Below are 21,658 nucleotides of genomic sequence, written 5' to 3' on the forward strand. Positions count from 1 at the left end.
CTATTTACCGCCAACCGTAAATCCCCAAGGAGCCAAGGTAATGTATCTGCCTGCCTCATTCCGTGAAGACCAACTGGACGCTCAAATTGCGCTGGTGCGCGCCAACCCGCTCGGCATGTTAATCAGCCAGGGGGAGCAGGGCCTGGTGGCGGATCCGCTGCCCTTTTTAATCGATGCCGATGAGCAGGGCAACGTCCTGCTGCGGGCGCATTTGTCCCGTGCCAATTCCCATTGGCGGCTGTTGCAGGCTGCCAGTGAGTGCCTGGTGATTTTTCAGGGAAGAGACGGATATATTTCCCCTGGTTGGTATGAGACCAAACGCCGGAGCGGCAAAGTGGTACCCACCTGGAATTACAGCGTGGTACAGCTGCGCGGTACGCCACGGATCACGGAAGATGCCCGCTGGCTGCGACAACAGCTGGAGGGTTTAACTGCGCTGCAGGAGGGGCATCAACCTGAACCCTGGCGAATGGAAGATGCTCCGGCCCACTATATTGCCGCACAGATCCAGGGCATTGTCGGCATTGAGATAGCCGTAACCGAGCGTTTGGGCAAATGGAAAATGAGCCAAAACCGCAGTGCCGAAGACGCTGATGGGGTGATCGCCGGGCTGCGAGCAGGCGATTCGGACCAGCAGCAACTGGCGGATGAGGTTGAGCGTCGACGCGGATAGGGTATGCTGATCCCAGATTGGATCAGGGGACAGCAGAACGATGGATTACACCAAAATTATCAAAGAAATCGGCCGTGGCAAAAACCATGCGCGCGATCTGGATCGGGAAACCGCTTTCCAGCTCTATCAAAAGATGCTGGCCGGTGAGGTGGGCGAACTGGAGTTGGGCGGTATTCTGATCGCCCTGCGGATTAAAGGCGAAGCCGAAGAGGAAATGCTCGGTTTTTATCAGGCGATGCAGCAACAGGTGATGCGTCTGCAGATGCCGCAGGGACGGCCGATGCCGGTGGTACTGCCAAGCTATAACGGAGCGCGCAAGCAGGCGAATCTGACACCGCTGTTGGCGTTGTTGCTGACGCGCGTCGGGTTGCCGGTAGTGGTGCACGGCGTGCTGGACGACAGTACCCGGGTTACCAGCGCGGAAACTTTTCAGGCGCTGGGCCTGCCCTGGTCGCCAGACGCTGCCCATGCCCAACGGCGTTTGGATAACGGCGAAACGGTGTTTATCCCGGTCTCGGCGCTGTCTGCCCCTTTGGATCTGCAACTTGGCCTGCGCTGGCGCATGGGGGTACGTAACAGCGCCCATACGCTGGCCAAACTGGCAACGCCGTTTGGTGAACAGGATGTGTTGCGCATTGCCAGCGTGTCGCATCCGGAATACGTCGGTCGGGTGGCTTCTTTCTTCCGTCAAATTGGCGCCCGTGGCTTGCTGATGCACGGCACCGAAGGGGAGGCGTACGCCAATCCTCAGCGCTGCCCGCAGATCCATTACATCGTTAACGGCGAGCAGCAAGTGTTGCTGGAGCGTCCGGAGCAGGATCCCACGCCGGAGCTGCCGGCAGCCAAGGATGCAGAAACCACCGCTCGCTGGACTGAGCGTTGCCTGGCGGGGGACGTGGCGATCCCGCTGGCGATCCAACGCCAGATCGCCTGCTGCCTGTTGGCCGCCGGTGAAGTCGACACCCTGGAACAGGGACTTGAACGTTTACGCAGCGCGTAAAACCCTTGTCTATACTGGAATATTTCGCTAATCGGCTGAAAGGATGGTTATGCAACAGGCTCTCGATTACTTCAATCAATTGAATCAGGACTATCTTGAGGTGCACCGCACCAAAGAAGATTTGTTTTGGCAGAACTATATGGGTATTGGCGATGAGGGCGTTTCGGCCCGCTTCTCGGCGGCGGAAAGCGCCTATAAGCGTTTTATCGCCGAGCCGCGTCGGTTAGCGGAAATTCGTCAACTGTTGGCCGGGCTGGAGGCCCTGCCGCAGGATGCTCAGCGAGATGCGCTGCAGCACGGGCTGAACGGTTGGCTACGCTTTTTTGATTGCAACGCGATTGAAGATGCCGAGGCTCAAACGCTGTTGGATCAAATCATCAGCGCTGAGGCGGATCTTTATACCCGCCGCAAGGCTAACCCGGTCAGCCATCTGAATGCCGCCGGGCAGCGGGTAAATGCCTCGCTCGGCGAGCTGTTGACCAATCAGGCGACCAATGAAAATGAAGAGTATCGCCGCAGCTCGCAGAACGCGCTGCGTGAACTGGAGCAGTGGCTGTTGCATAACGGCCTGCCGGAGCTGATTAGCCTGCGAAACCGTTTTGCTCGCCAGATGGGCTTTCGTAACTATTTTGACTACAAGGTGAACAAAACCGAGCGTATGACGCCGGAACAGCTGTTCGCCATCCTTGATCGCTTCGAGCAGCAAACTCGCGAAGCCAACTCACGCAGCCTGCAGCAATTGGCGGCCGAGAAGGGTGAACAGGCACTGGAACCCTGGAACGTACGTTTTGCCAGCGCCGGTGATGTGACCCGCCAACTGGATCCATACTTCCCGTTTGCCCAGTCGCTGGAGCGTTGGATCAACAGCTTTAAACGGCTGCATATCGGATTTCGCGGTGCGCAGATGGATCTCGATCTGCTGGTGCGCGAGGGCAAGTATGAAAACGGGTTTATGCATGGGCCAGTGCCGCCGTTTATCCAGCAGGGCAAATGGCTACCGGCACGCATTAACTTTACCAGCCTGGCGCAGCCGGATCAGGTCGGTAGCGGGGCTCATGGTTTAAATACCTTGTTCCACGAAGGCGGTCACGCCGCGCACTTTGCCAATATCTGCCAGAATGCGCCCTGTTTTTCGCAGGAATTCCCCCCGACCTCGATGGCCTACGCCGAAACCCAGTCGATGTTCTGTGACAGCCTGCTGGACGACGCCGATTGGTTGAAACGCTATGCGAAAAACGCGGCGGGTGAGGCCGTGCCGGATACGTTGATCGAGGCCAGCATCGCTGCGCGTCAGCCGATGCGTGCGTTCAACGAACGTCATATTTTACTGGTGCCTTACTTTGAGTGGGCGTTGTATCAGTGGGATGACGAACAGCGCACGCCGGAAGCGATAACCGCACTGGCACGTGAAGTTGAGCAAAAAATATTGGGCATCAGCGGCAGCCCGCGGCCGACGCTGGCGATCCCGCATTTGCTGTCGCTGGAATCGGCCTGCTCATATCAGGGCTATCTGCTGGCGCTGATGGCAGTTGAGCAGACGCGACACTTCTTCTTGCAGCGCGACGGTTACCTTACCGATAACCCGGCAATTGGTCCGGATCTGGCGCGTCATTACTGGCTGCCGGGTAACGGTGTCAGCCACGATGACACGCTGCGGAGTTTGACCGGTGAAGGTTTCAACCCGGACTATCTGGCGCAGGCCTGTAATCAGACGGTGGCGCAGGCCTGGCAGGCTGCACAGCAAACCATAGCGGCTGCAGTTGCCCGGCCACAGCCGGCGGCAGACTTCGATTTGGCGGCACATATCCGCGTGGTGGATGGCGATCGCGTGCTGGCCGATAACGCCGAAGGCGATGAAAAGATGTGCCGTGATTTCGCCGCGGCGATTAATGCCCGCCTGAATTAAATAGCCATAAAAAAGCCCGCCGATAGCGCGTATCGGCGGGCTTTTTCATTGTAATCCGTTAATTACTTGTAGATTACCGCGGTGCCGTGCATCAGGTTGTTGCCGCCAGCGGAGGTAATGGTGAACGCTTTGGCACCGGCCGCATCGGCTTTGGCGGACAGTTGCGCTTTCAGGCTGCTCAGGTCGGTCGCGCCACTGGCAGAGATCACACCGGCCTTCTCAAACTGTGTGGCATCTTGTGCGCTGACGTAGTCGGCAGCAAAAGAAGTGAAAGAGACGGCGCTCAGAGCGATAGCAGCAGCAAAAGTTTTGATGTTTTTCATGATGGTCATTCCTGTCTGGTTTTTAAGGGAGAAAGGCGCTTGCCTTTCGATGGAGTGATTATTGCGCAGTGACAGGAAGGATGAAATCGGAGAGTATTGATAATATCATTCAATTTATTTGATTATTAATTGCGCCCTCCCTCCAGAGGAAGAAAGGGCCGTTTATTATCGTTTTTGCGCATCCGGGCGAACCAGATCGAAACGGTGTTGCTCCGAGATGCCATAGTAGGCCGTCGGCCCGCCGGCGCGCAGGATAGGCTCGGCAGCAGCGGTTTGATAAACGCCGTGTTGGTCCAGCATTGACGAATCGATATGTACCGCGACCACTTCTCCCAGTACCAGCCAGGTATCCACCTTTTCCCCGGCGGCGCTTTGCAACTGAATGCACTGTGACAGGCGGCATTCAAAGTTCACCGGGCTTTCCGCCACCCTTTCCGCTTTCACCCGACGGCTGGGCAGCGGCGTCACGCCGGCAAAGGCAAATTCATCTTCACCGCGGGCCAGGCTGGCCGAGCTGTTGTTCATGGCATCGGCCAGCGGGCGCGTCGCCAGATTCCAGACAAACTCCCCGGTTTCGACGATGTTTGCCACGCTGTCTTTCCAACCGCTGCTGGCGAAACCGATGATCGGCGGGCGGTAGTTGAAGCAGTTGAAAAAGCTGTAGGGGGCCAGATTGCGCTGGCCGCTCGCGCTGATCGATGAGATCCACCCGATGGGGCGTGGGCCGATGATGGCGTTCAGGGGATCGTGCGGCAGACCATGGCCTGTCGCGGGTTCGTAGTAATATCGGGACTGACTGCTCATAAGTGACCTGGGGTGGCTAAACAGAACTTTTATTCTGACGGGTTTCCCGTCGGCTGCAAGTTTGCCGCTGCTTTATGGTATCTTACGCGCCAGAAATACCTTTAAGAGAGCCCGTCACGGTGGAAAAAAAGAAAACCTTCCCGCAGCAGAAAAGCGGCCTGCACCCGCGTAACCGTCATCGCTCGCGCTATGATTTCCCGGCGCTGATCGCCAGCTGCCCTGCGCTGGAGCCGTTCGTCAAGCCGAATGCCTGGGGCGATATTTCGGTAGATTTTGCCGATCCGGCGGCGGTTAAAATGCTCAACCGTGCGTTGCTGCAACATTTTTATGGTATCGAACATTGGGATATTCCCGCCGATTATCTGTGTCCGCCGATCCCAGGACGCGCCGACTATTTGCACCACCTGGCCGACTTGTTGGCGACCAGCAACGGCGGTGAGATACCGCGTGGTAAAGGCGTGGCGATCCTCGACGTAGGCATTGGTGCCAACTGCATTTACCCGATCGTCGGCCTGCGTGAATACGGCTGGCGCTTTACCGGTTCAGAGATCGACCCGGTGTCGCTCAATTCGGCCAAAATGATTGTCGAGATGAACCCGACACTGAGAAACAGCGTACGTTTACGTTTGCAAAAACAGCCTGAGTTTATCTTTAACGGCATCATTGGCGTGGCGGAGAAGTTCGACGCCACGTTGTGTAACCCACCGTTCCACGGTTCAGAGCAGGAAGCGCAGGCGAGTACCCGCCGCAAACTGCATAAGCTGGGCAAGGGTGAGGTGGCGGATAAGCCGGTACAGAACTTTGGCGGCAAAAATAACGAGCTGTGGTGCGAAGGCGGCGAAGAAGCCTTCGTGCGTAAAATGGTAGAGGAAAGCGTGAGTAAGGCGCAAAACTGCCTGTGGTTCACCTCGCTTATCTCCAAAAACACCACTTTGCCATCGATTTACCATGCGTTGAAGCTAGCCGGCGCCGCCGAAGTGCGCACCATTGAGATGGCGCAAGGGCAAAAGATCAGCCGTTTTGTAGCCTGGACCTTCCACGACGCGGAACAGCAGGCTGCCTGGGCGGCAGAACGCTGGCGTTAACTCCCCCCTGGGTGCCGGTTATTTGACCGGCACCTATAAATCTTCGCGTTTCCCTTTCAATTTCCGCATGTTGCGTTATTCTCAATACGTCGTCCAATACTAAAAATCTTAAATAAGTTATTTATTCAAAACACAATAGTTACCTTACTTAATTGATATTTTAATCCGGTGAGTTTTATCTGCCAGGAGAATTAGGCCTGCCTGTTTCTCAGGGTGATGCACGTCTGCGTGTGGGCGCAGCGTGCAGAAAAATAAAATGAAAAGCACTTGTCTGCTAAATCATCTGCCAGAAGGATTTTAACCCTATGCTGTTACGATTCAGTCAGTTAAACACCCACAGCCGTGCCGAGTTGAGCGCGATAGAAAATGCCGTTGCCATGATCGTATTTAAACCCGATGGCACCGTGCTGCGCGCTAACGATTTATTTCTAAAAACGATGGGATTTCAACGACAGGAAGTTATCGGCCAGCATCACCGCCTCTTTTGTTCCCCGGAATATGTCGTCAGCCCGGCATATCGCAAACACTGGGATATGTTAAATAACGGCAAGCCCATTACCGATAATATAAAACGCATTCGCAAAGACGGCGAGGCCGTGTGGCTGCAGGGCACCTATACCCCGGTGATGAATAAACAGGGGCGGGTGGTGGAGATCGTCAAGATCGCCAGCGTTGTGACGGAGCGCATCACCCAGGCGCAGGAGCATCAGAGCCTGCTGTCGGCGCTAAACCGTTCGATGGCAATGATCACCTTTGACGCGCACGGCAAGATTCTTGCCGCCAACGACAATATGCTGAAATTGATGGGCTACCGAATCGAGGAGGCGCGGGGACAGGCGCATGCGGTGCTCTGCCCACCTGAGTTTGCCCATTCTGACGATTACCGCCAGCATTGGCGGCGTCTCGCACGCGGCGAGTTTATCACCGGGCGTTTTGAACGGGTGAACCGGCGCGGAGAGCGGGTATGGCTGGAGGCCAGTTACAACCCGATTCTTGATGATGATGGGCAAGTGGTCAAAGTGGTGAAAATTGCTCAAGATATCACCCGGCAGATGATCCAACAGCAGCACGAAGAAGAAATGGTGCGTAATGCCCACCATTTATCACTGGATACTGACCGGACCGCTGCACAAGGGGCCGTGATCGTCCAGCAGGCGGTCGCAGGCATGCAACAGGTTGAAGCGGCCGCGCGCGATACCTCCGCGGTGGTCAGTGAGCTGGGCATTGGTTCACAGCAGATAGGCACTATGGTGGAGGCAATCCGTAAAATCGCCTCTCAAACCAACCTGTTGGCGATTAACGCTTCGATTGAGGCAGCGCATGCGGGTGAGCATGGGCGCGGATTTGCCGTTGTCGCTAATGAAGTACGTACTCTGGCGGAACAGTCTCGCCAGGCGGCGACTGAAATTGAACGTATCACCAAATCTATTCAGCAGGGAGTGGCGGCGGCCATAGCCGGCATGGCGGTCTGTGTGGAACAGGCTGGCGGTGGCGTGGCGTTGACGCACGATGCCGGTGAAGTGATTAATCGGGTGAATATAGGTATGCAGGATGTGGTCAAACTGATGCAGACGTTTACCACGATGCAGCAGGGAGAGTCGTTGCACTGAGGTCGGTGACGCTAACCCCTGCGGGGGTTAGCGTCATTCTCACTCAACTTGTTTTGTTGCCGACTGTTGCGTATCTGGCGCATAAGAAAGTTGAATGGCCTGTTGCGGCATAGCGATACCGGCTTGATCAAAGTGTATTTTGACCAGACGGTCGAGGGCATACTGTACCACCCACTGCTTTAACGCCTGGGTACGCACGGTCACCCGGGTGGTGAAGGAGCGATCGCCCAGCGCCACTACGCCGTTGAACACCGGTTCGCCCACCAAAAAGCTCTTCACCTGTTCGTCTTGTTTCAACGCGGCGACGGCTTGATGCAGCACCTCATGGACATGATCGATATCTTCGTCACGGCTAACGCTGTAGTTGGCGCGGTACACGCCAAATTCACGGGCGTAATTCGCCAGCGTCGTGATCGAAGAAAAGGGGACGATATGATACACGCCGTAATCGTCCCGCAGGCCAATCGACCGGATGGTCATGCGCTCAACCGTACCGGTAATGCCGCTGACGGTGACGTACTCGCCGGTATTCATGCCGTTCTCAAACTGGATGAATACGCCGGTGATCACGTCCTTTACCAGCGTTTGCGCGCCAAAACTGATGGCCAGCCCCAACGCCCCGGCCCCGGCCAGCAGCGGGGCAATATTAATCCCCACCTGCGACAGCACAATCATAATGGTAATGGTGCTGATAACGATGGCCAGCACGTTACGAAACAGCGTCAGCAGCGTGCGTTCACGCGCGCTGGGACGGATGCCGTTGCTCAACTCCAGCGCCAGTCGATGTTCGATAACGCTGGCCATCAGCGTCCAGCTGATAACCGCAATCACCAGGATCAGCAGGATATGTACCAGTCCGCCGACGATTTTTTCCCCGTTTTCGCTGCTTGCCCACTGGTAAAGGTTGATCAGATGCCAGGCGTCAAACAGCAGCAGCGTGACCGTCAGCACCACCATCACCCGCAATATTTTCAACCCATTGGGAATATAGGAATTAATACGACGTTCCAGCATCGGATAGCGTCGGTTGACATCATCCGGCAGCGAAATACGGCGGAAAATCCAGCGGGTCAGTTGGCCGGAGATCAACGCCCCGACGCCGATAACCACCAGGCTTTTTACCGTTGCGGTCATCATAAAGTTCAGGCTGTTGCCAATATCGAACTGCGACAGGACAAACAGCACCAGGAAATAAGCGATCGCCAGCAGGTGCCAGACATGGCCCAAACCGCGCAGAATGATGCTGAAGAACGCCATCGATCGTTCGGCCAGCAGGTTAATCTGGAGCTGTATCGGCTTGCGGTTACGCAGGATCAACGCCAGTGCGTATAGCGTCAGTGCCAGCATGATGACCAGATTGGCTGCGGCGGCTGCGGGGTAACTGATCTGTGTCGCCACTACCGGCACCACCACCATCAGGCCGTAGCCGATCAGGCCACTCAGCCAGGCAAGGCGCGTATTCCAGTAATGGGCGACGGCATCGGAGAACGCAAAAGGACGCAGGTAATCGAAATTGGGTGCAAAAATCAGCCGCAGTACCGCCTTGAAGAATTCGATCACCGCGAAGGCGCTAAGAAACAGGGTTTGCAGCCGCAATATGGTGGCGTTGTCGGCGTGGACATGACGGGCAAACAGATTACCGGCAGTCAGTGCCAGCAACAACACCAGCAAATCGATAGCGAAGGCGCCGAGGATCGCCGTTGGCAGTTTGTACCACGAATCATGCTGAAGTTTGGCGTTGTGCCCCCAGTTGCCGATGCGTTTGTATAGCGGGCGGATTATCCGGCGGATCAGATGGAAGAGGGCAAAGGTCAGCGCAACCGTCAGCAGAAAATAGCCCAAAGCCCGAAAAAAAACGTCCGGATGGAAAGTGCGTTTTGGCCCAGAGTCGATCAGTTTTTGCCTCGAGTTTAACTTCTTGTCGAGGGTGCTAAGGCTGTCTTGCGCCAAACTGGTCAGGCTTTCGCTCAGCGAGTCTGACGGCTCGGGCGTTGCTGACTTGGGCTGCGCTGCGGCTGGTTGATCCGCAGCCTGTCTCAGATGGTTAATCAGTTCGGCACGGGCTTTGTCGTCTTGCAGAATATCTGCGAGCGCCGCGTAGGAGGTTTTTTGCTGCTCGGTTTGGCCACTGGGCGCGGGATCCTGTGCGGGCTGCGCCGTTGCCAGTGGAGAAACTGCATAAGTGATCAGCAGCAGCAACAGGGGAAACAGCTGTTCTCGCAGATGAGAACCGAATCGGGAGTATGCGGTTGCGGGCATGTATCCTCTCTTGGGGCTCTGTAAATCGGCGGATTAATTACAAATGTTAAGAAAAACAAAGAATATAGTAGAAAATGAAGAGGCGCAGGGAGTGATAACGCGTGCTATTGCCATATAGAAACGGCGGGCCCGGAACAGGCCCACCGCTGGGTAGGGTAAATCAGGATACGTGCTGCAAGAACTCCTGCAAGCGCGGGCTTGGCGGGTGGTTGATCAGGTCATGCGGGTTGCCGTCTTCCGCAATCCGGCCTTTATCAATAAAGATCAGTCGCGAAGCCACTTTTTCGGCAAAGCCGACTTCGTGGGTGACGATGACCATGGTCATGCCTTCTTCCGCCAGATCCTGCATAACCTTCAGCACTTCATGGCGCAGTTCCGGATCAAGTGCGGAGGTCGGTTCATCAAACAGCATCATTTTCGGTTTTACCGCCAGCGCACGGGCGATAGCCACGCGCTGCTGTTGGCCGCCGGAAAGCTCGGAAGGGTAGTGATGTGCACGCTCCGCCAGGCCGACTTTGGCCAGCAGTTCGCGCGCCAGTTTTTCCGCGTCCGACTTTTTCAAACCGCGTACGCGGATCGGGCCGAAGGCAACGTTTTCCAGTGCGGTCAGGTGTGGGAACAGGTAAAACTGTTGGAATACCATGCCGGCTTCCTGACGGATCAGACGATCGTCAACCTTGGGATCGTTGGCTTTCAGACCGTCGACGATCAGATCGCCACTGGTGATCTCTTCCAATTTGTTGATGCAGCGCAGCAGCGTGGATTTGCCGGAGCCGGAAGGCCCGATAATCACCACCACTTCACCCTGATTAATTTTCAGGTCGATATTGTGCAGCACCTGGGTTTGCCCAAAGTGCTTGGAGACGTTTTTAAATTCAATCACAGGATTTTCATCCTTCTTTCCAGACGACGCAGCACGAAGCTCAGCACCAGGGTAATAATCAGATAAATAACCGCCACGGCGCTCCAGATTTCCAGCGCGCGGAAGTTGCCGGCAATAATTTCCTGGCCCTGACGGGTCAGTTCCGCCACGCCGATCACGATAAACAGCGAGGTGTCTTTAATGCTGATGATCCACTGGTTACCCAGCGGCGGCAGCATGCGGCGCAGCGCCAGTGGCATAATGACATAACGGATGGTTTCGCGGCGCGACAGACCCAACGCCAGACCTGCTTCACGGAAGCCGCTGTGGATCGACAATACGGCGCCGCGAGTGATTTCCGCAATGTAGGCGCCGGAGTTGATCATGATGGTGACCACCGCCGCGCTAAAGGGATCGATGCGCAAATCGCTGAACGCCATCGGCAAGGCGAAGTAGATAAACATCACCTGCACCACGATAGGCGTGCCGCGAATAACTTCGATGAATACCAGGGCGATGTGGTTGGCAATCCAACCGCCGTAGGTACGGGCAAAACCGGCAACGAGGCCGATGATCAGGCCGCCAATCAGACCGAGGACCGAAATCCACAGGGTCATTTTGGCGCCTTCTAACAGGATAGGGATGGCGGGCCAGATGGCGCTCCAGTCGAACTGCATGGTGTTTTCTCCCGGTGATCCCAAACGTGGGAATCAGATACAACAAAGCGCAGGGGCTAAGGCACCACCCCTGTGCTTAAGTGAATCAGTGACTGACTTCATCCGTTATTTAGGTTCGGTACCGAACCATTTTTTGTAGATTTCGTTGTAGGTGCCGTTGTCGCGCAGCGTTTTCAGCGCGCCATTCACCTTCACGCGCAGTTCGTCACTGCCTTTAGGGAAGGCGATGCCGTATTGCTGTGCTTCCAGCGAGTCGCCAACGGTTTTGAACTTGCCGGCGCCGGCGGTTTTAATGAAGTACAGAATGTTTGGTGTGTCGTGCAGCACCGCGTCAGCGCGTTTGGTGCCCAGTTCCATATAGGCGTTATCGATGTTCGGGAACTGACGCAGGTCTTTGGTTTTGATGTGCTGCTTGGCGTAATCCACGGAGCCGGTGCCACTCTTCACCGCCACCACTTTGCCGTTCAGATCGTCAATGCCCTTGATGCTGTTATCGTTGGCGTTAACCATCACCAGCAGGCCGCTTTTGTAGTAGCCGTCAGAGAATTCGATGGCTTTTTTACGTTCTTCGGTAATGGTGATGCCCGCCAGCGCCAGGTCGATATTTTTGGTTTGCAGTGCCGGGATGATGCCGCTGAAATCCATAGGCTTCAGGGTGTAATCCAGTTTCAGTTCTTTGGCGATAGCGGCCCACAGGTCGATATCGAAACCAACGTATTTATCGCCTTGTTTGAATTCAAAAGGAACGAACGCGGTATCGGTGGCGACGACCAGTTTGTCTGCTGCGTGGGAGCTTACGGCAAAGGCCAGCGAAAGTGCGGCCAGGGAGACTTTAAAAATTGACTTCATGAGAGGAATTTCCTGTACAGGTTGCGGATTACCCATTTTTTATATTGCAGTTGGTGCCATGAAAAAATCGTGCCATGTTTTCAACTACTATAAAAACAAAGAGTTGCGGTGTGATGTTGGCTCTGAAGGTCGAATTATTATTTTTATGCACCAAATTGAGGCCCCAAAATGGTGCTTTTGGCGACCTGGTGGTGCATGGGTCTATCATTAACCAAATAATGGGGTTGAAACAACCGATAGTTAACGGTTTCGCTTCAATATTGATAACTAACTCTAACTTTTATGCCGCAAGCTTGTTGCATTTGGTGCAGGAGTGTTCTGTCAGAGAGGTCCATGGGGGATATTTTGCGTTGATAAGCTCAACGCAACTGGCTGTCTTTACTGCCGCGACGGTTATATAAACTGCTTGCCGCCTGCTTTTTATCCAACTCGGTTTGGCAGGCCAGGCAATAACGCACGCCTTTCAGTGCCTGCCGACGCGCCAGAGGGATTTCCTCTCCGCATTCCTGACAGTAATGTTCGCTTTCGCCCTGTCCCAGCGCCTGTCTGGCACGCTGTACGGCATCATCGACGGTAGAGTCGATTTGATCTTGTACGGCACCGTCTGCCGCCCATCCGCTTGCCATGATCACCTCGCTAGTGCTGAGTCTTCATCAGTTCGTTTTATCTACTATTTATCTACTATGGGCTGTTTTTTGAGCAATTCAAGCGGCGTAAAAGAAAAACAGGCCGGGGCAAAGCCCGCAGCCTGTTCAATCCCGCAATGCGGAACGCTTTGATTGTTTGTCGCGCAGATTTATTCGATGTTGGACTCGATAAACCACAGGAACTTGTCCAGATCGCGTGACGCAGCGGTAAACATATCCGCGGTATCTTCATCAGCGACTTCTGTGATGGCCTTGCGAATGTCGTTCGCAGCCACACCGTAGCGATCGGCCAGCGCTTTCAGGTGTTCCTGCACGCTGTGGATGTTGGTCGGATAGCTTTTCAGCGGGGTCTTGTCATTCACGACCTGCACGGTACCCAATGCTACGCCGCCCAACTGCACCACGCGCTCGGCAAAAGTGTCCAGGTGATCGATGATGGCGGTACGGAACCCGTCCAGCATTTCATGCACGGCAATGAAGTTGGCGCCACGCATGTTCCAGTGCGCCTGCTTGGTGATCAACGACAGGTCGGTAAACTGCACCACCTGATGGTTCAACGCCTTGATGGCTTCCAGTTTGGTTTTTTCGTCCATGTCATTACGAGTGTAAAGCAGCTCAGAAGATTTCGTTTTCACCAGTTTAGCGGTACTCATATCAGATATCCTCTCGTTAGTTCGTTGTCCTATTTTTGTCACGGGAGTAATTATAGCAGCGATATAGCATTTTGCAGGCCGAAAATGGCTATTGGATAAATAGGTTCTAACGAATTGAAAATTAACTCCAGTAAGGGTAAGGTTATAGGGATATATTTATTTTTTTACTAATGGTTTGAATTGTAATGATATTATTTCGTCCTCTCTCGTGAGGGTGGTTCCGCAGGGTAATAATTTCAGGAAGGCGTTTAATAACCATTTTCATTTATATTTTCATCAAAATTCGTCATTCTAAATCATTTTTATTTCATTTTATTAATTGCCTGTTAATTCATATTGATAGACGAATAACATCCCGCTAAGCTATTTCCCTCCATCTCAGAATTCGCTCCCATGAAAATTAACGTCGTTGGAACCAGTGGCAGTGGCAAAAGCACGGTGGCGCGCCAGCTAGCGGAAAAGTTTGCGCTGCCTCATATCGAGCTGGACAAGCTGTTTTGGCGTCCGCAATGGCAGGGTACACCCGATGACGAGTTTTTGGCGCAGGTCGCGCAGGCGCTGGCCAAGGCGGAGTCCGGCTGGGTGCTTGACGGCAATTACAGCCGGACCAAAACGATTAAATGGGAAAGCGTTGATTGGGTGGTATGGGTAGATTATGGCTTTTGTCGTACGCTGTTTCAGGCGGTGCGTCGTGCCGCTACACGCGCATGGCAAGGTACCGAGTTGTGGCCCGGCACCGGTAACCGCGAGAGCTTCCGCCGTTCCTTTTTCAGCCGTGATTCCATCGTTTTATGGACCATCAAGACCTACCGTAAAAACCGGGCCGGCTACCTTGCGGATATGAACGATGCCCGGTATCGCCATATCCGCTTTATCCAACTGCGCTCTCCGGCGCAGACGGCGAGGTTTATACGCGCTTTGCCCCAGTATTGATCAGGGCGGCTTTCGCTCAGCGCGATGGGAGGTCGGTCATCCAGACAGACCGGCTGGCCAATTACAGCAGCAGGGTGTAATGCACCTTTATCACCGCTTTTTTGATTGGCATCGATACATTAAGTTGGCAAGCGACTTTGTGCGGCTCATGAGGTAAAAATATGGCGTACATACCGGGAAACATCGCCAGCGTCTGGCGGTGGCGTATGATATCCAGCAGTTGTACATCTCGTGCATCGTCATAAGGCAACTCACTTTGCCAATCCCCCGGCAAACCGTAATCAATGCGTTCTTCACCGCCGAGGAGCAGATGAATGGCGGCATATTCCTGATGCAGCTCTGCACGTCGGGTTTCCGCTAGCCCGGTGGTTAGCGTCATCACGTCCATAAAGATCTTCTCACCCTTTATCTCATGCCGCCCCTGAGCCAGCTCGGCGAGATCGTATTGACGCACAGCGGTGAGGGTTTCGACCAGTGTCGGTGACAGCCCACGCCCATAGCGTGGGTTAAACAGCGTGTTATAAATCACTTTAACTCTCCATGTGGTTAACCCTGCCGGGTTTATTTCCATAACTACCTGGGGGGACTGCGGGGAAAAGTATGCCTGTTTGCCAGCGTGAAAACAGTTAACCCGCCTGCATTCCGCTTTGGGTAAATGCAGGCGCGGTCGATCCTCAGGACAAGTTTTCGATTTGCGGTTTGGGTTTGATGGTCAGGGTCGCCCCCATAGAGGCGGTAATGATCGCCGCCAGCGCCAGCCATTGCACCGTCGTCAGGTGTTCATTCAGGAACAACATGCCCGAAAGCGCAGCCAGTGCCGGTTCCAAACTCATCAATGTGCCGAAAGTCCGCGCCGGTATTTTTGGCAACGCGATAATTTCCAGCGAATAGGGCAGCGCGGTAGAGAGGATAGCTACGGCCAGGGCGACCGGCAGGATATCAATGTTCAGCAGTGCGCTGCCGGCTTGCCAGGCGCCAATCGGGCAAAACACCACGGCGGCAATCAGTGAACCCACCGCAACGGTTCCCGGCCCGTGGTCGCCACCGGCTTTCTGGCCGCAGATAATGTAGACCGCCCAACAGGCACCGGCACCCAGCGCACAGGCGGCGCCGAAGGGATCGATGCTGCCCATGTCATGGCCCAACGGCAGCAGGAACCAGAGTCCGGCGATCGCCAGTGCCACCCACAAAAAGTCAATCGCACGGCGTGAAGAGAACATGGCGACCGCCAGCGGGCCGGTGAACTCCAATGCCACGGCGATACCGAGCGGCAGAGTACGCAGAGAAAGATAAAACAGGTAATTCATCGCGCCCAGCGCCAGACCGTAAATGAACAACGGTAGTCGGCTACCGGCGGCAAATCGCATGCGCCACGGGCGGAAGATAATAAAGAGGATCAGCGTGCCGATACTCAAACGCAGCGTGGTGATGCCTTCTGCGCCGACCAGCGGGAACAGGCTTTTGGCCAGGGAGGCACCGCTTTGGATAGAGACCATAGCGATGATCAACAGGCAGATTGGCAGCAGCGTAGAAGACGCTTTTGCGGTTGCAGACGAAGACATCCTTTAGAGCCTTTTATGCATTTCCCACGATCTGGGAAGAGGTCGATGTTTGGATGACGGCAGTGTAAATGAATTGCGGTAAATGTGTCTGAGAAAAGCATTTTCAACGAAAAAAAGCGCTGGCTTACGGCACCAGAACAGCTTTTATGGTCAAAAAGTGCTCTTTTTTTAAGAATTGTCTGGATATTAAATAGGTGATTCTTATCACAGAAACGCGTAGAATGCGGCTCGAAAATAGAGCGAAATGAAGTAGATACACTGTTCTTGAAATCTAATGTTACACGATATAAAGCATTAGACACTCATTTTAAGGCAGAGTTTCACGCTAATTTTTGTTATATTTTCAATGCATGAACAAATGGATTTACTTAAAAATATAACGCGTTTGAGGTGGTTATGAAAAAAATTGCATGTCTTTCCGCAGTAGCAGCCTGTGTATTAGCAGTAACCGCAGGTACCGCATTCGCTGGTCAGAGCACCGTATCCGCTGGCTATGCGCAGGGTGATCTCCAAGGCGTTGCTAACAAAGCCGACGGTTTCAACCTGAAATACCGTTACGAGTTCGACAACAACCCACTGGGTGTTATCGGCTCCTTTACCCACGTAGAGAAGAACGGTTCTGAGAACGGTTACTACGGTAAAGCTCAGTACAACTCTATCACTGCCGGTCCAGCTTACCGCTTCAACGACTGGGCAAGCATCTACGGTGTAGTGGGTGTTGGTTACGGTAAAAACATCGACAACGCTCAAAACGGTACTGACCGTAACGGCAGCAGCGACTACGGCTTCACCTACGGTGCTGGCCTGCAGTTCAACCCAATCCAGGACGTAGCACTGGACGTTGGTTACGAGCAGAGCCGTATCCGCAGTGTTGACGTTGGTATCTGGAGCGTTGGCGTAGGCTACCGTTTCTAAGATTTCTCCATGCCTGCGGGCATGAGCATGTGGCGCAGTTGGCCGCATCAGATAAAAATCCGCCTTCGGGCGGATTTTTTTTGCCTGTCATTCGGCGTCGGTCACTTGCCCAGTTTTTGCGCCGGTTCCGTTGAAAACCGCGCGCTGCGGGCATCTCGCTCATAGCCTTGCGGCTGCGTAAGAATGTCGTACAGTGCCGGTCGACGACCGTGGATCCAGCGGCGGCCCGTACTGAGCGGGATCAGCGACAGATCAAGGTTGGCCGTGACCATCTGATCTTCTGCCGCCCAGGTTTCCGCCAGAATGCGGCCATAAGGGTCGAGGATCATCGCATTGCCGGTACGCACTTCGTCATCGTCACGTCCCACTCCGTTGCTGAATAACACAAACAAACCGTTGTCATGGGCACGTGCCGGGAGCCAGCGCATCAGCCAGCCACGCCCGTGTTCGCCACGAAACGCCGCCTCTATCGCCGCCGGATCCTCCTGCCGCCGTTGCCAAATTTCCAGTGGGATCGGCTTCATGCCGTGTGGGCTACGCGAATGAGTGCCGCCGGTCTGATGCGGTGCCAACAGCACCTCTGCCCCCAGCAATGCGGTCGCGCGGACATTCTCAACCAGGTTATTGTCCCAACAGATCAGCACCCCCATTCGGATACCCCATGGGGTGTCGAACACGGTGAAACTGTCGCCGCTGGCGATTGCCGGGTGTTCAAAGGCATGCAGTTTACGGTGAACGTGAAGCTTGCCGTCGGGCAGGCAGACGGCGTAGGCATTGTAATATTTGCCGTCCTCTCCCAATTCGATCAGCCCGACGCCGATCGCCATGTTATAGCGTTCGGCCAGCGGGCGAATGCGCGCCAGCGAAGGGCTGTCGGCGATGGGCTCCGCCAGTGCACCAATTTCACCGGCGCTGAGGTGGCGTACGTGCCAATAGCCGGTGATGCACATTTCCGGGAAGGTCAGCAGCTGGATCTGTTCGGCGGCGGCGCGGGTGATAAAGCCCTCGATCACCGACAGGTTGTAGTTTTTATCATTGGCGCGATGCTGAAACTGCACCGTCGCGGCGCGTAGAGAGTTTGTCATAGGATTACCTTTTGGCTGTTATCTGGCGTTGATTACAGCAAAACAATTGATTACTGTATAATCAATTGAATTCCTTTTTTGATAACCTAACGGAATGGATATAAGACAACTTCGCGCCTTCGTGGTGCTGGCCGAACAGGGCAATTATCGCTTGGCGGCAGAGCGGCTGTGCATCACCCAGCCGGCGCTGAGCAAACAGATCCAGGCGTTGGAAACGCTGCTGGGCGCCCGCTTGTTTAACCGTGGCCGTCAGGGGGCGCAACTGACCGCCAGCGGCCAACGGCTCTATCCTGAAGCTCAAACGTTAGTCGCTCAGCATCTGCAGTTTCAGCAGCGAGCCGTGCAGGTGGTACGGGGGGAGGCGGGGCGTTTGGCAATCGGCTTTGGCCTGTCCAGCTTTCATCTGGCGCCGCAGTTGGTGGCCGCTTTCCGTCATCGCTTTCCCGAGGTTGCCGTGGGGTTGGAAGACTTGCCTTCAGAACGGCAATATCAGTTGCTATTGCAGGGGGAGCTGCAGGTGGGATTTGTGCGATTACCTGTCAGTACGCCGTTGCGCGCCAGTGCGTTGCTGAGTGACCGATTGGTGCTGGCGGCGCCTTCGGCGCTGGCGCTGCGGGCGGACACCCTCATGGAGCAATTCAACACCTTACCGTTGTTACAGTTGACGCCCAAGCGTGGGCGCGGGCTGAGCGACCAGTCGCTGCGTTTTATTGCCGCCCATCAACTGGCACCTAACGTGGTACAGCAGGCCGGTGATATTCAAACCTTGCTGGCACTGGTTGCCGCCGGCATTGGCGTTGCTCTGCTGCCGCATAGCGTCACGCATATTGCGCCGGCGGGCATCGATATTCTGCCGCTGAGCGGCGAACAGACCCAATGGCAAGTCGGTATCGCCTGGAACCCGCAGCAGCCTGATGCGCTACGGGATAACTTTGTCCAGGTCGCTTTGGCTACCGCGTCGGGTCAGGTTGTCGATTTATAGCGGGCAGTGCATCACCAGAATTGGGCTTTGGTGGTACTCGCTGCGATGACTTTCGCTGAAACCGACTTTCTTCGCCAATGCCAATGAGGGCTGATTTTCCGGGGAGATAATGCATACCGCCTTATCGCCCGGTAAATGGTCTTTTCCCCAGGCCAAAGCCGCGCGCAGCGCTTCGGTGGCATAGCCTTTACCCTGTGCCGAGGTCACCAGCGTCCAGCCCATTTCGGGGGCATCAAGCGCCGGATGGATATTGCGCTGGAAGTCGGAAAAACCGATGCCGCCAAGGTAAGCGCCGCTGACTTTATCGCGCACGGCCCAGTAGCCATAACCCAGCAACGCCCAGTGGCCGACGTAGCGCATCAGGCGGCCCCAGGAGTCTTCACGATCCCTCGGCGTGCCGCCGATATAACGAACCACTTCAGGATCGGCCCACATGGCGGCCAGCGAGTCAAAGTCGTCCAGCGTATGTGCATCAAGGCGTAAACGTTCGGTAAGCAACAGCGGTGCGGTAGTGATAAGAGGCATTATTTTTTTCCTGCACAGAGCCAGAGGCGGTCTGTGCAGTATGCCAGAGAAATTACACCGCCAGCCACAGTAACCAGGTGAACAGGAAACCGCTCAGGCCAAGGATCGTCGTCAGTACCGTCCAGGTTTTCAGGCCATCGGCGACCGAAAGCCCGAGGTATTTGGTGACGATCCAAAAGCCGGAGTCATTTACGTGCGATAAGCCCAGCCCGCCGAAGCAGGTGGCGAGAGTGACCAGTACCAATTGCAGCTGATTAAGCCCGCTAACCGCTTCCGATAACAGGCCACCGGTCGTGAGTATCGCTACAGTAGCGGACCCCTGAGAGGCGCGCAGCGCCAGCGAAATGATAAAAGCTGCCGGGATCAACGGCAGGCCGATGGTGGTCAGCACGTCTGCCAATGCCTTGCCCACGCCTGACTCCACCAGGACTTTGCCGAATACGCCACCGGCACCGGTAACCAGGATCACCACCGCGGCGGTCGGCAGAGCGCCCCCCATGACGTCGCTGGTGTGTTGCAGGCTCCAGCCGCGACGAATGGCCAGGAAGTAGAATGCCAGCAAGAGGGCAATCATCAGCGCTACCGCCGGTGAGCCGAGCAACGAAAGCGTGTCGCGCAGTGCTGAACCCGGCTCGAGCAGCGTGGCCGAAACGGTGCCCAGCATGATAATCGCGATAGGAATGACGATCAGCGCGGCCACCAACCCGGCGCCAGGCGGATTGATGCGGTCGCTCAATGGTGCTTTGCCTTCCGGCGCCGGTTCGGGCGCTGCCAGCTGCAGCTGTTCCAGTACCTCAATTGACAGTGGATAAGTTTTACGATTCAAATGCTTGGCTGTGAAATAACCGATCACACCTACCGGAATACAAATCGCGAGACCGATAATGGTCAGCCAGCCAATATCGGCGTTCAGCAGCCCGGCTGCGGCGACCGGGCCTGGATGTGGCGGCAGGGCGACGTGAACCGTCAGCATTACGCCGGCCATCGGCAGGCCGAACTTCAGCGGCGAAACTTTAGCGACCTTGGCAAAACCGTAGATGATCGGCGCCAGGATGATAAAGCCGACGTCGAAAAAGACCGGAATGCCGAGAATAAATGCGGCGATGGTCAGGGCGGCCACGGTATGTTTCGGCCCCAAAGCTTTGCTGAAGCGCTGGGCCAGCGATTCGGCACCGCCAGAATGTTCGATCATCCGGCCGAGCATCGCGCCCAGGCCGATGATAATGGTCACCGAACCCAGTACGCCGCCCATACCTGCGGTCATCACTTTCATCACTTCGCCGGTAGGAATGCCGCTGGCCAACGCCACCAACAGACTGACCACCAGCAAGGCGACAAAGGGCTGGATCTTGGCCTTGATGACCATCAGCAAGAGCAGTACCACACCTAATACGGCAATCATCAAAAGCATAGAGGTAGACATGAAATAGCCTTTAATCGGGTAAGAGTCAGGCACCGCGATCGCCGGCTGGCGATACGGGTGCGTTTAATTTTTATGTTTTGGAAATCCCTGGGTTGGCGCAGTGCCTTACTGGTAAGGTCTTAGCCAATCAAGCCCGACGGTGGTATCGCCACGCGGCCGGTATTCACAACCGATCCAACCTTGATAGCCGATGGCGTCCAGTTGGTCGAACAGCCATGGGTAATTCAGTTCGCCGTCGTCCGGTTCATGACGATCCGGCACCGAGGCAATCTGAATATGGGCGTAGCGGCCGGCCAGCGAATGCATCAGCCCGCTGATGTTGCCGTCCACCAACTGAGCATGGAAAAAGTCGAACTGTACGAAGACGTTCGAGCGATCGATGGCCTCGACCAGTTCGGCTGCCTGGTGCTGGCTGGAAAACAGATAATGCGGCTTAACCTGTGGGCTGAGCGCTTCAATCAGCACCTTGATGCCGTGCTGGGCGAAGCGGTCTGCGGCATAGCGAATATTATCGATAAAGGTATCGCGATAGCGCTGCCAGTCCGCTCCAGGGGGAACGACGCCGGCCATCACGTGCACGTTGGGGCAGTTCAGCGCAATGGCGTAAGCCAGGGCGCGATCGATATCCGCACGCGCATCTTGCTCGCGGCCCGGCACCGCCGCCAGCCCCCATTCGCCGGCTTCGGCATTGCCCGGCGCGGTATTAAACAGCACCTGCTGCAAACCGTTGCTGCGCAGTTGTTCCGTCAGCAATGCGGCCGGATAGTCATAGGGAAACAGGAACTCGACTGCCGTGAAGCCTTCGGCTGCGGCAGCCTCGAACCTTTCCAGGAATGGCAGTTCGTTAAACATCATCGATAAATTGGCGGCAAACTTAGGCATGGT

General features: G+C 55.3%; 22 protein-coding genes. 8 read left to right on the top strand and 14 right to left on the bottom strand.

What is annotated here, in order from left to right; translation table 11 throughout:
- The first annotated feature begins 40 nt into the window (after positions 1–40).
- From H0S68_RS07205 to H0S68_RS07215, 3 genes are read left to right on the top strand one after another with little or no spacing between them, the layout of a single operon-like run.
- Positions 41–673, top strand: coding sequence for an FMN-binding negative transcriptional regulator (locus tag H0S68_RS07205; RefSeq protein ID WP_142815655.1), 633 nt, complete (start codon positions 41–43; stop codon positions 671–673).
- A 40-nt stretch (positions 674–713) separates the two neighbouring features.
- Positions 714–1,673: a DNA-binding protein YbiB gene (gene ybiB / locus H0S68_RS07210; protein WP_410529274.1), complete on the top strand. Its 960-nt coding sequence runs from the start codon at positions 714–716 to the stop codon at positions 1,671–1,673.
- A 49-nt stretch (positions 1,674–1,722) separates the two neighbouring features.
- The gene (locus H0S68_RS07215; protein ID WP_256813883.1) at positions 1,723–3,579 is read left to right on the top strand and encodes a M3 family metallopeptidase; all 1,857 of its coding nucleotides are present in this window, start codon (positions 1,723–1,725) and stop codon (positions 3,577–3,579) included.
- 62 nt (positions 3,580–3,641) lie between these two features.
- Here the strand turns inward: H0S68_RS07215 and bhsA are convergent, their stop codons facing one another.
- Both bhsA and H0S68_RS07225 read right to left on the bottom strand, forming a co-directional pair.
- Positions 3,642–3,902 carry a multiple stress resistance protein BhsA gene (gene bhsA, locus H0S68_RS07220; RefSeq protein ID WP_020825899.1) on the bottom strand — a complete coding sequence of 87 codons (261 nt, stop codon included), beginning with the start codon at positions 3,900–3,902 and terminating at the stop codon, positions 3,642–3,644.
- Positions 3,903–4,067: 165 nt separating this feature from the next.
- Positions 4,068–4,706: a flavin reductase family protein gene (locus H0S68_RS07225; RefSeq protein WP_410529275.1), complete on the bottom strand. Its 639-nt coding sequence runs from the start codon at positions 4,704–4,706 to the stop codon at positions 4,068–4,070.
- Positions 4,707–4,825: 119 nt separating this feature from the next.
- Here H0S68_RS07225 and rlmF point away from each other — a divergent pair, with 119 nt between their 5' ends.
- Positions 4,826–5,791 carry a 23S rRNA (adenine(1618)-N(6))-methyltransferase RlmF gene (rlmF, locus tag H0S68_RS07230; RefSeq protein WP_020825901.1) on the top strand — a complete coding sequence of 322 codons (966 nt, stop codon included), beginning with the start codon at positions 4,826–4,828 and terminating at the stop codon, positions 5,789–5,791.
- A gap of 305 nt (positions 5,792–6,096) precedes the next feature.
- Positions 6,097–7,401, top strand: coding sequence for a methyl-accepting chemotaxis protein (locus tag H0S68_RS07235; protein WP_410529276.1), 1,305 nt, complete (start codon positions 6,097–6,099; stop codon positions 7,399–7,401).
- A gap of 39 nt (positions 7,402–7,440) precedes the next feature.
- Here the strand turns inward: H0S68_RS07235 and ybiO are convergent, their stop codons facing one another.
- The 6 genes from ybiO to dps form a co-directional block, all read right to left on the bottom strand.
- Positions 7,441–9,660 carry a mechanosensitive channel protein gene (gene ybiO / locus H0S68_RS07240; RefSeq protein WP_400825242.1) on the bottom strand — a complete coding sequence of 740 codons (2,220 nt, stop codon included), beginning with the start codon at positions 9,658–9,660 and terminating at the stop codon, positions 7,441–7,443.
- 160 nt (positions 9,661–9,820) lie between these two features.
- On the bottom strand, positions 9,821–10,543 hold the full coding sequence (gene glnQ, locus H0S68_RS07245) for a glutamine ABC transporter ATP-binding protein GlnQ (protein ID WP_020825913.1): 723 nt from the start codon (positions 10,541–10,543) through the stop codon (positions 9,821–9,823).
- On the bottom strand, positions 10,540–11,199 hold the full coding sequence (gene glnP, locus H0S68_RS07250) for a glutamine ABC transporter permease GlnP (RefSeq protein ID WP_020825914.1): 660 nt from the start codon (positions 11,197–11,199) through the stop codon (positions 10,540–10,542). Before glnP ends, glnQ begins: the two co-directional genes overlap by 4 nt.
- A 105-nt stretch (positions 11,200–11,304) precedes the next feature.
- Positions 11,305–12,048, bottom strand: a complete 744-nt coding sequence (gene glnH, locus H0S68_RS07255; RefSeq protein WP_046374121.1) for a glutamine ABC transporter substrate-binding protein GlnH — start codon at positions 12,046–12,048, stop codon at positions 11,305–11,307.
- A gap of 359 nt (positions 12,049–12,407) precedes the next feature.
- Entirely contained in the window at positions 12,408–12,674 is a 267-nt protein-coding gene (locus H0S68_RS07260) for a DksA/TraR family C4-type zinc finger protein (RefSeq protein WP_020825917.1), read from the bottom strand.
- A gap of 170 nt (positions 12,675–12,844) precedes the next feature.
- The gene (gene dps, locus H0S68_RS07265) at positions 12,845–13,348 is read right to left on the bottom strand and encodes a DNA starvation/stationary phase protection protein Dps (protein ID WP_020825918.1); all 504 of its coding nucleotides are present in this window, start codon (positions 13,346–13,348) and stop codon (positions 12,845–12,847) included.
- 393 nt (positions 13,349–13,741) lie between these two features.
- On the opposite strand from dps, the gene H0S68_RS07270 reads away from it, so the two are divergent.
- Complete coding sequence (locus tag H0S68_RS07270; RefSeq protein WP_122077820.1) at positions 13,742–14,281, top strand: adenylate kinase; 540 nt, start codon at positions 13,742–13,744, stop codon at positions 14,279–14,281.
- A 61-nt stretch (positions 14,282–14,342) separates the two neighbouring features.
- On the opposite strand, the gene nanQ is transcribed toward H0S68_RS07270, so the two are convergent.
- A complete protein-coding gene (gene nanQ / locus H0S68_RS07275) occupies positions 14,343–14,810 on the bottom strand; it encodes an N-acetylneuraminate anomerase (protein WP_128864009.1) in 468 nt (155 codons plus the stop codon).
- Between the two features lie 145 nt (positions 14,811–14,955).
- Positions 14,956–15,843: a threonine/homoserine exporter RhtA gene (rhtA, locus tag H0S68_RS07280; protein ID WP_142815651.1), complete on the bottom strand. Its 888-nt coding sequence runs from the start codon at positions 15,841–15,843 to the stop codon at positions 14,956–14,958.
- Positions 15,844–16,239: 396 nt separating this feature from the next.
- Between rhtA and ompX the strand changes: the two genes are divergently transcribed.
- Positions 16,240–16,758, top strand: coding sequence for an outer membrane protein OmpX (ompX, locus tag H0S68_RS07285; protein WP_020825922.1), 519 nt, complete (start codon positions 16,240–16,242; stop codon positions 16,756–16,758).
- 101 nt (positions 16,759–16,859) lie between these two features.
- On the opposite strand, the gene H0S68_RS07290 is transcribed toward ompX, so the two are convergent.
- The gene (locus tag H0S68_RS07290; RefSeq protein WP_048761562.1) at positions 16,860–17,843 is read right to left on the bottom strand and encodes a nitrilase family protein; all 984 of its coding nucleotides are present in this window, start codon (positions 17,841–17,843) and stop codon (positions 16,860–16,862) included.
- 94 nt (positions 17,844–17,937) lie between these two features.
- Between H0S68_RS07290 and H0S68_RS07295 the strand changes: the two genes are divergently transcribed.
- On the top strand, positions 17,938–18,825 hold the full coding sequence (locus tag H0S68_RS07295; protein WP_410529277.1) for a LysR family transcriptional regulator: 888 nt from the start codon (positions 17,938–17,940) through the stop codon (positions 18,823–18,825).
- Here the strand turns inward: H0S68_RS07295 and H0S68_RS07300 are convergent.
- The 3 genes from H0S68_RS07300 to H0S68_RS07310 all read right to left on the bottom strand — a co-directional run bounded on the left by H0S68_RS07300 (position 18,820) and on the right by H0S68_RS07310 (position 21,655).
- The gene (locus H0S68_RS07300; protein WP_020825925.1) at positions 18,820–19,350 is read right to left on the bottom strand and encodes a GNAT family N-acetyltransferase; all 531 of its coding nucleotides are present in this window, start codon (positions 19,348–19,350) and stop codon (positions 18,820–18,822) included. The two genes, H0S68_RS07295 and H0S68_RS07300, sit on opposite strands and share 6 nt — an antisense overlap.
- 52 nt (positions 19,351–19,402) lie before the next feature.
- Entirely contained in the window at positions 19,403–20,773 is a 1,371-nt protein-coding gene (locus tag H0S68_RS07305) for a GntP family transporter (RefSeq protein WP_122077826.1), read from the bottom strand.
- A 105-nt stretch (positions 20,774–20,878) separates the two neighbouring features.
- On the bottom strand, positions 20,879–21,655 hold the full coding sequence (locus H0S68_RS07310) for an HPr family phosphocarrier protein (RefSeq protein WP_410529278.1): 777 nt from the start codon (positions 21,653–21,655) through the stop codon (positions 20,879–20,881).
- Positions 21,656–21,658 lie beyond the last annotated feature (3 nt).

The organism is Serratia sp. AXJ-M, from assembly GCF_046531865.1.
Lineage (GTDB): Bacteria > Pseudomonadota > Gammaproteobacteria > Enterobacterales > Enterobacteriaceae > Serratia > Serratia liquefaciens.